Source organism: Thermus altitudinis (assembly GCF_022760835.1).
GTDB lineage: Bacteria > Deinococcota > Deinococci > Deinococcales > Thermaceae > Thermus > Thermus altitudinis.
This window is the reverse complement of sequence record NZ_JAKTNQ010000016.1, coordinates 26,320-40,564: the sequence shown is the minus strand read 5'-3', so window position 1 is coordinate 40,564 and position 14,245 is coordinate 26,320. Positions and strand designations below refer to the sequence as shown.

Annotated in this window: 5 protein-coding genes; 1 reads left to right on the top strand and 4 read right to left on the bottom strand. The window is 64.6% G+C overall.

What is annotated here, in order from left to right:
* Positions 1–272 precede the first annotated feature (272 nt).
* From L0D16_RS07240 to L0D16_RS07225, 4 genes are all read right to left on the bottom strand, one after another.
* Complete coding sequence (locus L0D16_RS07240; protein WP_243030872.1) at positions 273–5,711, bottom strand: hypothetical protein; 5,439 nt, start codon at positions 5,709–5,711, stop codon at positions 273–275.
* Positions 5,708–8,377 (bottom strand): COG1470 family protein, encoded by a 2,670-nt coding sequence (locus tag L0D16_RS07235; protein ID WP_243030871.1) that lies wholly within the window; start codon positions 8,375–8,377, stop codon positions 5,708–5,710. The genes L0D16_RS07240 and L0D16_RS07235 overlap by 4 nt, the downstream gene beginning before the upstream one ends.
* 130 nt (positions 8,378–8,507) lie before the next feature.
* Positions 8,508–11,141 carry a hypothetical protein gene (locus L0D16_RS07230; RefSeq protein WP_243030870.1) on the bottom strand — a complete coding sequence of 878 codons (2,634 nt, stop codon included), beginning with the start codon at positions 11,139–11,141 and terminating at the stop codon, positions 8,508–8,510.
* A gap of 13 nt (positions 11,142–11,154) precedes the next feature.
* Entirely contained in the window at positions 11,155–11,661 is a 507-nt protein-coding gene (locus tag L0D16_RS07225) for a hypothetical protein (protein WP_243030869.1), read from the bottom strand.
* A gap of 331 nt (positions 11,662–11,992) precedes the next feature.
* Here L0D16_RS07225 and topA point away from each other — a divergent pair, with 331 nt between their 5' ends.
* Positions 11,993–14,224, top strand: a complete 2,232-nt coding sequence (gene topA, locus L0D16_RS07220; RefSeq protein ID WP_243030905.1) for a type I DNA topoisomerase — start codon at positions 11,993–11,995, stop codon at positions 14,222–14,224.
* Positions 14,225–14,245 lie beyond the last annotated feature (21 nt).

Sequence of the window (14,245 nt, the reverse complement as noted above, 5' to 3'; positions counted from 1 at the left end):
GCTCAGGAGGAAAGCGGACCATATGCCGGAAGCCCAGGCCCAAAGCTGCGCCAGATGGGACAGGTGGGCGGGGGTGGGGGTGCACACCCCGCCGCCGCAGGCCCCGCAGGGGCACGCGGCCCCGCCCGCACCACCGCTTCCCCTCAGGGCTATACCCAGGGCAATGGCCAAAAGGCCAAGAAACCAGGTGGTGAGGGACCATCGGGGCCTTTTAGTCCTTTTGGGCACCTTTGGCTTCAGGAGAAGGGTTTTTTCCGGTCCTTTCTGGAACTTCATCGGCTACCTCCAAAGAAGTCCAGGCGCAGGTAGAGGCCTTGGGGCTGGAGGAGGGTTTCGCCGAAGCTGTAGCCCAGGTTGAACCAAAGCCCCTCCAGCACCCTTAGGCTTCCCTCCACGCTGTAGACCAGGCGGTCTTGGCCGGTGCCGGGCTGGAGCATGTAGTAGAGGGCCCCGCCCAGGCCGAAGGTGCGGCCCAGGTAGAGGTTGCCCCCTAAGGAGAGCTGGTAGGTATTGGCGGCGGGGTCTTGGGGCTTGATGCGGTAGGCGAAGCCCGGGCCCACCTGGAAGGCGGGCTGGTGGTAGGTGAGGGCCAGCTGGCCTTCCCACAAGGGCTCGGCCTCCGCCAGGAAGCGGTGGTAGGTGAGGAGGTTAAGGTCCCGGCCGAAGAGGGCATAGGCCACGCTGAAGCGGCCTTTGGCCTCCAGGGGGCGGTAGAGGAAGTCGGCAAAGAGGGTGTTTTCCTCGTCCAGGCTTCCCGCCACCCCGCCTTTCAGGACCAGCTTGGTCTCCCCATCCAAGGAAACCTCGCCTCCTAAGGTGGCGGAGAGGGTCTCGCCCTTGTAGCGGGCGGCGAGGCCAAAGGCGGTTAGGCCTTGGCCGGTATTCAGGTTCCTCTCTAGGCCGGCGGAGAGGTTGAGGCTGAGGGTATCCGTGAGGGGCAAGGGGGCTTCCACGCCGAAGCGAGCCCGGTTTCCCTCCCCACTTACGGTGGGAAGCTGGTAGGAAAGGGCCAGGTTGGCCCCGGCTAGCCGTTGCCTGAGGCCCAAGGTGCCCGAGAGGCCCTCGCCCCAGGTGTAGAGGAGGCCCGCCTCCAGGGATAGGTTGGGGTCCAGGGGCCAGGTGGCGTCCAGGCGGCTTAGGGCCTTGCTGAGGCCAAAGCCCTGGATGTGGGTGAGGAGGGCCCGGGTGCCTCCCTCCTCATACCCTGCCCGGCCCAGGAAGGCCCAGGCGTTTTCCGTCCAGAGGTAACCGAGGCCTGCTCCCACGGTGAAGGGCGTAGGCCGGTACTCCAGGAGGAAGGCGGTTTGGGCGGGGGTGGTGTGTTCCAGGGCCACGCCCAAGGGGCCATCCTCATAGGCCAGGCGGGCCTGGCCCTGAAGGGCAGCTAAGCCTTGGGCCAGGTCTTCCGTGCGCAGGTCTCCCTTTAGGCGGAAGGCCCCCAGGCTGGCATCGGCCCCAAAGGCCAGGCGGAAGCGGCCCTCGGCGTAGCCGGCGCTGAAAGCCAGGCGATCCCCCCCTTGGGCGTAGCCCGCCTCCAGGCCATACCGCCAAGCGCCCAGGTAGGCGGCGGAAACCCCGAAGCGGAAGCCTCCTTCCTCATAGGTGGCCCCCAGCCCGTAGGCCAGGAGGTTCCGGGGGGCGTTGAGCGGGGCGTATTCCGCCAAGAGGTAGACGGGGGCCAGGTCAGGGGTGGTGGGGAAGAGGGGCCGGGAAAGCTGGATGTTCCCCAGGTCGTCCACCACGTAATCCTTGCCCTCGGAAAGCCGGGTTTCCCGGGCCCCTTCCACCAGGATGAGGCTTAGGGAGCCGGGTTTGGCGGGTTGGGAGAGGCGGTAGTAGGAGGTGCCGTCGGGGGTGATCCGCTCCTGCACCCGATCCTTGGGCAGGAGGCCTAGGAAGCCTTCCAGCCTGGTGCTTCCCCGGGTGGAGAAGCGCAAGGCGGTGGCCTCGGGCAGGCCTGCCCCCAAGGGTGCCCTTTCGTAGGCGATGGAGAGCTCCGGCTGGTCGTAGCGGAAGGCGATGGGGTCGTCGGAGGTGAGGGGACGCTTCTCCTCCGTGGCGGCCCCGGTTATGGGGAAGCGCTCGGGGGAGGGTTTGGTGGCCAGCCCGACCGCGGTGTCCAGGGCCAGCTGGCCCCGGCCTCCCAAGAGGGGACCTTCCGCATAGGCCCGGGCCAGGCCGAAAAGGCGCAGGGTTTCCAGGCTGAGGCCGGCGCCCAGGTTTTGCAGGGCTACGCCCACGCTCCCCTGGGCGAGCCATAGCCCTTCCTTACCCTCCCCGGCGAAGAAGCGCCCCTGGGCCTGAAGGCGGTTGAACTCCGCCCGCACGGAGAACTCTTTGGGGGCGGGCAGGGGCTTGAGCAGGAGTTCGGCCCGGCCGTCCTTGAGGAGGATTTGGTAGCCGGAGATCTCCAGGAAGGCGTCGGGGTTTAGGGGTTCAAGGTCCGTTTCCACCGTCAAGGGACCGAAGCCTGCGGGCAGGCCGTTTTCGTCCAGGGCCTCCACCAAGACCCTCAGGGGGGTGCGGCCATCCACCTTACCCTCCAGGAGGGAAAGCCTTAGGCGCACGGGGTTCCCGGTGCGGAAGACCTCAACCCGGTCCTGGGCCACCCCCTCCACCTCCAGGAGGTTCTTGCCCACCTTGAGGGGCACCCCATAGTACTCCAGGCGTTGCCAGCCCCGGCCCTCGTCCAGCTCCGCCTTGCCAAGCCTTTCCTTGCCCACAGCCTCTCCGTTCACCTTGAGGGTGATGGGGCCCAAGGGGGCTTCCAGGACCACGGTGATGGCGTCCCGATCCCGGAAGAGCTGGCCGTCGTTGGGTTCGCGAATGACCCCCACCCGGCGCACCGCGAGGGGTTTGGCCTTGCGGTAGGCCTCGAGGCTGGCCTTACCCTGCAAGGCCACCTCCCTTCCCCCGGCGAGGAGGGTGAGGCCGGGCTTCTCCAGGGGAGGTAGGGCCTTTTCGTGCTTGAGGAGGAAGCGCACCTCTCCCTCCTGGGCGAAGGGAAGTTTCCAGTAGAGGACTTCCTTGCCCTCCTCCCCGTAGACCAAGGGGTCTCCCAGGGGTAGGTCCGAAAGCCGGGCGCTACCGGGTACGTAGGTGGCTCCTTGAGGAAGGGGGAAGGCCAGAAGTAGCCCTTCCCCTTGAGGGGCTTCCACCCGGTAGGGTAGGCGCACCTCGCTGGTGCGCTCGGGCACCAGCAGGGGCAAGCCCGCCAGGCTGGCCTCGGCGGGGAAGGCCACGGGGGTTTCCCCCAGGAAGGCGTTTGCCCGGTTCAGGTGGACGCCTACGGGTACGGCCTTCACGGGAACCTCAAAGGTGCGGCTTTCCCCGGCTTCCAAGGAAAGCTCCAGGTCTAACCCCTCCATGGGAAGGCCCTTGGGCGGGGTGTCCAGGAGGCGGATGCGCACCGGGTGGTCGGCGGGGTTGGTGACGGTAAGGAGGAAGAGGGCGGGGCTGCCCTCCAGCACCCTAAGGGGGCTGGCCTCCTTCTTGAGGCCCAGGAGGACCCTCTTGAGGGCCACCTCCGCTTGGGGGTTGCCCCGGGCTGTTTCCAACGTGGCCCGGCAGGTCCCTTCCGCCTCCGGGCCAAAGCGCACCCGGGCGGTGTAGGTGTGGACCCTTTCCCCACCTGGGGGCAAAAGGCCCTCAAAGCGGGCGGTGCTGGGTTCCAGGAAGTCGGGGCAGGAGTCCTTGAGCACGTAGGGCATGGGGGCCTCCCCCAGGTTGCGCACCACCAGGCGGTGTTGTACCACCTCTCCGGGCAGGTAGCGGCGGAAGGAGAGCTCCCGGCTTAGGGCGGGCTGGGCAAGGAGGACCTCCACGGAAGCCTCAGAGCGGGCCAGGATGCTTCCTTCGGGGGAGAGGAGCTCGGCCCGGTTGACCAGGACCCCTTCCCCCACTACCCGGAAGGCCACCTCGAGGCTCCTTCCTTGGCGGGCCTCGAGGCGCAGGGTCTGGTCCAGGCCTTCCCCCACGAGCCCTGCCCCGCCCAGGTCCCTTAGGCGCACGGTGCCGGCCTCATCCCCTTCGTTGGTCACCGTTAGGCGGAAGCGGGCCTCCTCCCCCTGGGCCACCTTGGGGGTGAGGGCTTCCTTCCGCAGGGTAAAGGTGGCCTTGCGGTAGAACTCCACGCTGGCTGGGCGGCTGAGCCCGTAGGGTTCCAGCCTGCCCTTAAGGGCGTAGGTTCCCGCCGGCCCCTTGGCCTCCACCACAAGCTCCAGGGGGCGGTCTTTGGCGAGGGGGCCGGTGAGGCGGGTGGGGGTTAGGGGCTCCAACTCTGCGGGAAGCTCCAGGACCAGCTCACCCGGGAGCAGGCCGGGATAGGGGGTAGTGGCCCTTAGGGTGATGCGGGCCCTTTCCCCTTCGGGGTGGCGCTGGGTTTCGGGGGTGAGGGTGAGGTCCACCTGGGGGCGGATACGGTAGAGGATGGTCTCCTGGCCCCCGGGTGGGAGGCGTACCTCCTTGGGGCCTTCCACCGAGGCCCCTTCCACCTGGGCCAAGAGGGGATAGGTGCCAGGGGGTAGGCGGAAGGAAGCCTCGCCCGCCACCCGGTGGGCTGTGTCTCCCACCCTTACCAGGGCTTCCCCGGGCCGCTCCCCTGTGGGGAGGTCTAGGATCACCCGCACCCGGAGTTCCGCTTGGGGGGGCTCCACCACAAAGGTCACCCGCCCGCCAGGGCAGCCGATGCGAAGCCTCTCCCCATTCCGGGCCACGGCCCCCTCTACCCGGGTGTCCAAGAGGCGGTACCCTTCGGGAAGATCCAGGTAGACCAAACCCTCTTGGGTAATCCTGGCGGTGAGGGGAAGGGGCTGGCCCTGGGGGTCCAGGACCCGGGCTTCCCGGGGGCCTGGAGGCATGGCCATCAACCTTCCTTCCGAAAGGCGGAGGCAGGCGTCCACCTTTAGGGCGATGGTGTTGGAGTACTGCTTGGCGGTGGCGGGCTGGGTGAAGAGGAAGCGGTAAAGGCCAGGGAGGCGCAAGGGGTACTCCGCCCACTCCCGGTCCCCGGAGACCTGGCGGTCCACCACCCGGCCATCGGGCTCCACCACCCGGGACAGGAGCTCCTGGGGCCCGTCCTCGTCGTAGAAGCTTACGGTGGTGGGGATAAGGTCTTGAGGGACCTCGAGGGCGAAAAGTTCCCGGAACTGACCCCGTTCCCCAGGCATTTGGCGAATGGTGGGGCTTAGGCCATAACGTACATCCACGACCTGCACCCTCTCATCCAGGTAAGGGGTAAAGCCCCTCAGTTTGAGGAGGAAGGTGTTCTTGCCCAAGCCCTCCATCCGCACCCGGAGGAGGAGGGGTTCCTTCCCCACGGAACCCTCAAAGAAGACCACCTCCCGGTGGGGCTCCACCCCAAACTCCATCTCCCTTAGAAGCTGGGTGCCTCGGTAAAGCTGGAACAGGGTGCGGATCTTCCCCAAACCCCGGTCATAGCGCTCGTCCCCAAGCTCCTCCTTTCCCTTAAGGGCGCTTCGGTAATCCTCAGGGTCTAGCCCTGGGGAAAAGAGGACAATACGGCCCGTAGGGCTTTCGGGCACCAGCCAGACCTCGTAACCCTGAAGCTCCCACTCCAGGTCTAGCCCCACCACGGTGGTCTTCAGGGTGATCTCACCCTGGGCTTGGCCCACCAGGGAAAGAAGGCCAACCAGGGCTATCCAGAGGGGTATTAGCCCGCGAAAAACGGGGAGCAAGCGGCGCTTCCTCATGGGTACCTCCAGCGCACCTCGGGGTCGGTCAGGATAGCCTCTTTCAGTTCATAGGTTAGGACTTCTTCCCCTTGGAAAGCTTCAAAGTGGAAGGCCCTCTCCCCTCCTTGGGGCAAGGGATCGGTGAGGGTAAGGTCGGGCAGGCTTTCTGAGCTCTTGAGCCTAAGCTCCACCAAAAGCTTGCCACCCACTTCCAGGAGACGCTTTTCCACCCGGAAAGGCCCCAGGCTTAAGGTGGTGCTGCGCAATACCCGTACAACCCCCTTGGGGGCCTTCAGGGGGAAGTCCACCACCGTGACACCTTGGACCACCACCCGCTTGCGGTAGCCTTCCCCCAGGTCCATGGGTAGGGGCACAGGGGGAAAGGGAGCAGAGGCCGGGTCCAACATCACTTGGTGAAGGCCGGAAAGCTCCCGGAAGGCGTACCGCCCCGAGGCATCCGTAAGCGCCTGGGTGCCGTTGGCCAGCAGAACCCGGGCCGCGGGAAGGGGAATGTCCCCTGGCCCATACCGGCCATCCTCGTCTAGGTCCAGGAAAACCCGCCCCAAGAGCACGCCTTCCAGGGCAAAGGGGCCAGGTTTTTGCACCGCTAAAGCCTGCGCTTTTCCGCTGGCGGTGGCTGCCCCGTTGCCGCTCAACCCCAAGGCCTCAGCGGTGTTCACCAGCTCCTTCGGGGCCCCGGGCAAAAGGCGAAGCTGATAGCTAAGGCACAGCTTGCCCTTGCCTGGAAGGGGAAGGTTTTCCCACCTTAGGGTGCCGTTTTCCACCTGGGGCTCTAAGGCTTCCCCGCTTCCTTGGCAGCCGGGGAAGAGGCGGGCGGTGCCGGGTTCGTAACGGGTTCCTGAGGGCGGGGTATCCTTGAGGCGGACGGTGAGGGCTGCGGTGGAGGGGTTCTCCAGAGTAAGCCGGTAGGTCAGGAGGTCCCCCACCACGGCCTCCTTAGGGGTTACCTCCTTCTTCAGGAGGAGGTTAACGCCAAAAACCGGGTGGGTGACCGGGTTGGAGACAATGGGGTTGGGCGTCTCTTGGGACCTAAGGAGGAAGGTGTTTTCCACCAAGGTGTCGTCGGGGGCATCGGCCCGCACCCGCACCCTAAGGGTTAAGAGGGTTTCCCCTTGCGGCAGGGCGGCCAAGGTCCAGGCCACCTTGTGGTTTTGGGCGTCGTAGGTTCCCCCGTGGGAAGCCGAAAGGAACTCCACATGGGGGCTTAAGGCGTCCTCCACCACCACCTGGGAAAGGGGGGCGAAGGCATTTTGGATGCGCAGGGTATAGGTGATCTCGTCGCCTGGCCTCAAGGTGGTGCCAGGGGCAGGATCCGCTTCCTTTATGAGGTTTAGGGCACTGGCGGGGAGAACTTGCAGGAGGTCCGTGGTGGCGTTCCTAGCTCCCGTGGTTTGGGAGACGGCCACCACCACCGCCTGGAAGGGGCCCGCCTCCTGAGGGAGGTAGCAAACCTTGAAGTCCACCCTCTCCCCAGGCTCTAGCACCAGGGGCGGGGTCAGGGGGGTGCCATCCATACCCATAAGCCAATAGCCTAGGCCTTCGGGAAGGCCTTCTACACGCAGGTGGTAGCTATCCCGCACCGTGCCCGCATTTTCCAGGGTATGGGCAAAGCAAAGGGGTTGGCCTGTTAGGCCTTGGGCCGTTTGCCTGTCGTCCCTTGAACCTTCCCCGCCGGGTAAAGCCCTGGGGTTGCCGAAGGGGCCCAGGTGGTGTTCGTGGCGGGGTAGCACCTCCAAAACGGCCCTCCCTTCCGCTGGGCCTCCTGGGCCTAGGGCCTGGGCTAGGTTCTCCACCTGGCCCGGGGAGGCCATGGGGGGCACCTGTAGGCGGAAGGCCAAGGTGGCCTCTTCGCCCGCCAAAAGCCTATCCAGGACCAGGCGCACGCCCTTCACCACTTGAGGCTCGCTGGGCTGCCAGGTGGTGCCGTCGTGGTATTCCACGCGGCCCTTGGGGGCTTGGGCGCTGCCGGGCACAAAGGGTAAGGGCAGGGGGTAGTCCACTACGGTTACCCCTTGGGCGGTGGCCGTTCCCAGGTTGCGCACCCGAAGAAGAACCGGGATTTCCTCCCCCGGGAGAGCCCTTAGGGGCATTTGCTTTTCCACGGTAAGAGCAGGTCCCGTGGTGACGGTAATCCGGGCGTAGTTGTCGGCATCCTCTTGGCCACTGGGGCAGCGGGCTACCGGGGTCAAGAGGGTGGTGCCTGCGGCGTTGGTGGGTGCCCTTATTCCCACCACCAGGCGAAGGGTTTCCCCCATGGCCAAGGTGGCCTGGGCCAGGGGGATGGGGCCATCGGGGAGGCCATCGGCGTTTTGGTCGGGGAAGATGGCCATCTCCTCTGGGTCCCAGTCACGGGGACCCAACAAAAGGGAAAGGGAAAAGGTGAAGGTATCATTCCCGGCGTTGGTCAGGACATAGGGCAGATAGGCATACCCCGCGGGGGTCACGCCTGCCACCTGGCCAGGAGCTGCGGGGGTACCGTTGGGGGTGAGGGAGGGAAGGCAAAGGGGGCGGACCACGGTTTCCACCACGTTGGAAAGGTAGCGCTCTCCATCCACCAGGGCCATGGCCTGGTTGCGAATCACCGTGCCCGCCGGAGTCATGGCGAAGGCCAGGGTGAAGAGGCTGAAAAGTGCCCCGGCGATTAGGGTTGCTAGCCTTTTCACCCTCACCTCCTCTTCAGCGTCACTCAGTCGTGCGAAAATCTTTTGAAAGTCCTTCTCAGAAGTTCCTCTTCTTTTTTCAGCCCCCTTTAGGGGGCCCCGCCCCGGGGCTTCCCGGGGCGGGGGAAAGGGGTTACTGCACCTGCACCTTGAAGGTGATGGTGATGGTAGCCGCAGGGGGCATGATGTCGGCGCTGGTGATGGTGTTATCGCCGTTGGTATCCACCGCCACGTAGATGCTCCCACCCGCGGGCAGAGTAGTGGGTGCCGTGGTGGACCAGGTGGTGCCGTTCGTGGAGTAGAGCACCGTGGCGCCGGCAGGGAAGCCCTGAATGGTGGCCGACACGCTCACGAAGTCCGTGTAGGCGGGCAGGGGGTCGGTGATGATGACCTGCTTGAGGTCGCCGGTACCGATGTTGGTGGCGGTGATGGTGTAGGTGAGCGTTTCGCCAGGGTAAGCGGTGGTCTTATCCACCTGCTTCTCCAGCCTGAGCTCGCCACCCACCACGGTGGTGGTCTCCGTGGCGGTGTCGGTAGCGGTGCCCGTGTCCACCTGGCAGGTGGCGGTGACGGTGTTCACATCGGTACGGCCAATGGGCTCACCCGCAGGCACAATCACCCGCACGTAGATGGTCACGGTTCCGCCGTTGGGGTTCACGTACACATTGCCCAGAGCCCCATACCAGTCGGTACCGTTAGTGGAGTACTGGTAGGTCCAGCCGTAGGCGCCGCCGGTGCCGGAGATGTTGCAGATGGCCTGGGCGTTGGAATCATTGCGAAGGGTGTGGGTGTACTGAATGGTGCCCGGGCTGGTCACGGTACCCTGGCGGTCAGGATCCAGGCTGATCTGGGCCACCAGGTTCACGGTGACGGTGGTGGAAACGGTGTCGTAGACGCTGCTATTGTTGGTGCTGGTGGCGGTAAAGGTTACGGACTTAGGCTCAGGAGCGGCTCCCTGAGGTACGGTCACCGCCGCCACGAAGCAGACCTTTTGAGTGGGGTTCACCGGGCCCACGTTGGTGATGGGGGCACCGTCGGGCTGGCCATCGCAGTTGGTATCGGGGTAGAAGACCACGGTCCAGCCAGCGGGCACGGTGCCGCTCAGGTTGTAGGTGTCAGGGTTGGCGCCGGTGTTGGTGAGCTCCAAGGGGAAGAAGACGGTCTGGCCCGGGTTGGCGTTCTGGCCGGCGGGGTTATCGTTGCCAGGGATGTTGTCGCCCGAGTACCCCTGGGCCGCCAGGTCCACGGCGTAACCGGGCAGGATGTCCACCAGCTTATTGGTGGTGATGTCGCTCTTGCTGGGGTCGTTCACGCTGGTGGCCTTGAGCTCCACCTTGTAGGTAGTGGTTTGGCCGTCGGCAGGGTTTTCGTAGTAGGTGGCGGGGAGCTGGCACTTGACCACCACGTTTTGCTCCGCGCCGGGTGCTAGAGGACCAATGGGGCCAGAGATGGGGGTGATGCCGTCGGCAGCGTAGATGGAGCAGGTGGTACCCGTGGGGAAGGTGGAGTTCTGCAAGGAAAGGGTGAAGCTATCAGGGGCGTTTCCGCCGTTTCGCACCACGTTGGTGAAGCTCACCACCTGGCCGGCGTAAGCGCTAGCCACCTCCTGGGTTTCGTTGCCCAGGGTCACGTTGCCCGGGTAGCCCACCAGAGGTTGGTAAGTGGCGGCCACGGTGTTGGTGGTGGTGTTGGTGTTGATGGTTTCACCTGGGTCATTAGCGTCACCATCCCCGTTGGCGTCAAACTTCACCGTGGCGGAGTTGGCGTAGGAAATTCCGGCAGGAGCGTTGCTGGGCACCTGGGCCTGGAAGGAGAAGGTGTACTGGGTCCCCTGTGTGAAGAAGGCACCCGTTCCCTCAATCAGCATGCCGATCTTCTTGATGCCGTCGCCAGTGATGGGGAGCAGGTTGGTGGTCAAGGTCATCCAGGCGGTGCCATCGTAGTAGATGTAGCGGATGGACCCTGCTCCTGCCGAGCCCGTGGGCATGCTGATTACGGTGAGGCCGTAAGGGATGGTGTCCTCAATCAGGATGCCCGTCTTGGGGGTGTTATCTACGGTTACCGGGATGCCGTAGGCAGGGCTACCACCCGTGTTGCTGCCGGAGATAGTGTAGGTGATGATACCGCCAGGTTGGACGTTCCCCGAGGGGGTGGCCGCCTTGAAGGCGGTCAGGGCCGCTTGGGTGGTGGCCACGGCCCGGGCCCAGTTGTTGTTGTCGGTGACCTGGTTGTTGCCCTGGGAAGTGCCTGCCAGGTTGAGGTTGCCGTACTGGCCGCTTTGGGCGGTGGCGGGTATGGTGGCGGCCACGATCACGCAGGCCGAGGCGTCGGCGGCCAGGGTGACGCTGGAGATCTGCGGTTCGCCGGCGTCCACGTTACCGTTGCAGTTTCCGTCTAGGTAAATCTTGATGTTGGAGAGGTCAAAGTTGTCGGCAGTCCCCTGAAGGGTGCTCAGGTTGATGGTGTCGGTGCCGTTACCGGTGTTGGTGACGGTGTACTGGAAGAGCACCTGTCCGCCGGGGAGGCCGTTGCGGATTTGGCCCGGGTTGGTTTCCGTGCCGTCCGGGGTTATGGTGAAGCTATAGACCTGTTGGACGAGGGTGGTAACCAGGTTGGACGTGGTGGTCTTGGGTTGGCCTGCCGAGTCAATGTAGCTGGCGCTGGCCTGGTTCTGGATGGCGGTGCCCGCTGGGGTACCCGCGGCCAGGGCCAGTCCCAGGGCCAGGGCCAAGAACAAGCCTAAAAACCGTACTGCCACTCCCTTCATGCCTTTACCTCCTTTACTTAACTACCGTGCGCAGGGATACCTGCACCTTGGCTCCTTTGGGTACCTCAGGGACTACCCACCTTGCGTGCGTGTACTCTTCCGGTTTCACCTCTACCTCCTTTTCCACCTCCTTTCCGTTTTCCACCACCCGGATGCGCTTCTTGAGGGGAGGAAAGCCAAAGGTCTTTCCCCCGTCAAAGCTGAACTCCGGGCGGATGGTGGCCGAACCAAGGACCAAGGGCTTGGCGCTTCCCTCCAGGTAGTAGGTTTCCTTGGGGATGGGGATTACCAAGGCCACCTGGCGCAAGGGGCCTTGGGAGCGGTTTTCCGCTGCCAGGCGCCACTCCAGGATATCCCCGGGTTTTACCCCTAAGGGGTTTTCCTCGAGGACCTCCTTGCCCTCCACCACCTTGACCAAGTAGGGCCTTAGGTCCAGGCTTAGGGCTTGGGCCAAGGCCATGGCCAGGATCAGGAGGCCCAAGCCAAAGAAGGCCTTGAGTAACCAGGTTTTTCCGTTCATATCCACCTCCCGAGAGCCAGGGTATGAGCCTCCTGTGAAAGGCTTGTGAAAGCCCTACCATGGCATTTTAGTCAGGCTTGCCTATTTCTGCAAACACTTTGGGATAGGAGGGCCAAGGGAGTGCCACGGCGGGATGGTCTAGGCCTTCTTGGGGTTTCCGTCTTGACAAGCAAGGCCAAAGGCCCCTAAATGGGGGGCGATGCCGAGGGCGAAAGGGGTGAGCCCTTCCAAGACCAAAGGCCCCTTGCAGAAGGAGCCCGGGGAGGCTTCTTCCCAGGCTGCCACCTTGGTGGTGGTGGAGTCTCCCGCCAAGGCCAAGAGCATCCAGAAGATGCTGGGGCCAGGTTATGAGGTGCGGGCCAGCCTGGGGCACGTGGCCGATCTGCCGGAAAGGGAGCTTGGGGTGGATGTGGAGCAGGACTTCGCTCCCACCTACGAGGTGAAGAAGGACAAAAAGCCGGTGGTGGAGGCCTTGAAGCGGGCGGCTAAGGGAAAGCGCCTCCTCATCGCCACCGACCCCGACCGGGAAGGGGAGGCCATCGGCTGGCATGTGGCGAGGCTTCTGGGACGGGATCCGAAGGAGCCCTTAAGGGTGGAGTTTCACGAGATCACCCCCAAGGTGGTGCGCCAGGCGGTGGAGCGCCCCAGGCCTATAGACCAGAACCTGGTGGATGCCCAGCAAGCCCGGCGGGTGCTGGACCGGCTGGTGGGCTACAACCTTTCCCCCCTCCTTTCCCTGGAGTTCCGCAAGCGGGCCCTTTCCGCTGGCCGGGTTCAGAGCGTGGCCCTGCGGCTTCTGGTGGAACGGGAGGAGGAGATAGAGGCCTTCCGCCCGGAGGAGTACTGGACCTTGGAGGGGGTTTTCGCCCTGGGCCAGGACAGGGTGCTTTCCGCGAGCCTCTACGAGGTGGAGGGCAGGCGGCTTTGGGCCGGCCAGGGGGAGAAGGAGGGGAGGCTCCACCTGGCGGGTGAGGCCCAGGCCAGGGTCATGGCTGAGGAGGCTTGGGCAAAGGCCTACCGCGTGGCCCGGGTGGAGACCAAGGAGTGGCGCAAATCCCCCCCGCCCCCTTTCACCACCTCCACCCTGCAACAGGTGGCCAGCAGCCGCCTGGGCTACACGGCAAGCCGCACCATGCGCATCGCCCAGCGCCTGTATGAGGGGGTGGATCTTCCCGAGGGCACGGTGGGCCTCATCACCTATATGCGCACGGATTCGGTGCGGGTGTCCCCGGAGGCTTTGCAGGTGGCGCGGGAAGTCATAGGGCAAATGTTTGGGTCCGAGTACCTGCCGGAGGCCCCTAGGATCTATCGCAACCGCAAGGAGGGGGTACAGGACGCCCACGAGGCTATCCGGCCCACCGATGCCCGGCGTACCCCAGAGAGCGTGAGGAAGTACCTTTCCGAGGAGGAGTACCGCCTTTATGACCTCATCTGGCGCCGTTTTGTGGCCAGCCAGATGGGGGATGCCCTCTATGAGCAGACGGTGGTCCTGTTGCAGGATGAGGGGGAAACCCCGCGCTTTACCTTCCGGGCCTCGGGTTCGGTTTTGCGGTTTGAGGGGTACCTAAAGGCCTGGGGGCGGGAGGCCACCTCCTTTGAGGTGCCGGGGGAGAACGAGGGGGAAGCCTCCATCCTGCCTGAGGTGGCCGAGGGGGAGAAGGCGGAGCCTGTGCAGCTCGTACCCAAGCAGCACTTCACCGAACCCCCACCCCGCTACACCGATGCCACCTTGGTGAAGACCATGGAGGAACTGGGCATTGGCCGCCCTTCCACCTATGCCCCCACCCTGGAAACCCTGGAGAAGCGGGGGTATATGCTGCGCAAGGGGCGCACCCTCCTGCCCACCCCTTTGGGCCGCCAGGTGACCCATTACCTTAAGGAGCGCTTTCCCCAGGTGGTGGCCTACGAGTTTACCGCCCGCATGGAGGACGGGCTGGATCAGGTGGAGGAGGGGAAGGTTCCTTGGCCTAAAGTGGTCTGGGAGTTTTACGAGCCCTTCTTGGGGGAGCTTTCCCGGGTGCCCAAGAAGATCTGCCCCCAGTGCGGAAGGCCTTTGGAGCTAAAGGTAAGCCGCTATGGGCAGTTTCTGGGGTGTACGGGCTATCCTGAATGCACGTATACCGAGCCTTTGGAAAAGAAAAAGGAAGCGGAGCCCATTGGGGAGGCCTGCCCTAAATGCGGAAAGCCCCTGGTGCGCAGGGAAGGCCGTTACGGGAGCTTTATTGCCTGCTCGGGGTATCCGGAATGCGACTACACCCGGGACGACGGGGAGCCCACGGGTCATGCCTGCCCTAAGTGTGGGAGCCAGGTTTTGGAGAAGCGAAGCCGGCGGGGAAAACCCTACTACAAGTGCGAGAACAACGCCTGTGGCTTTTTAAGCTTCTATCCTTTGTTGGAGCAAAGCTGTCCCGCCTGTGGCTGGCCTTTGGCCCAAAAGGGGGAAGGGGCTTGCTTAAACCCCGCTTGTCCCCAGCATGACCCGAAGTTGATCCCCGCCCCTAAGACCCCCTCGGCCGGCAAGGGAACCAAGGCCTCTAAGGGCCGGGCCAAGCTCAAGCGGTAGCCTGGCGGGCAGGAGGTGGCT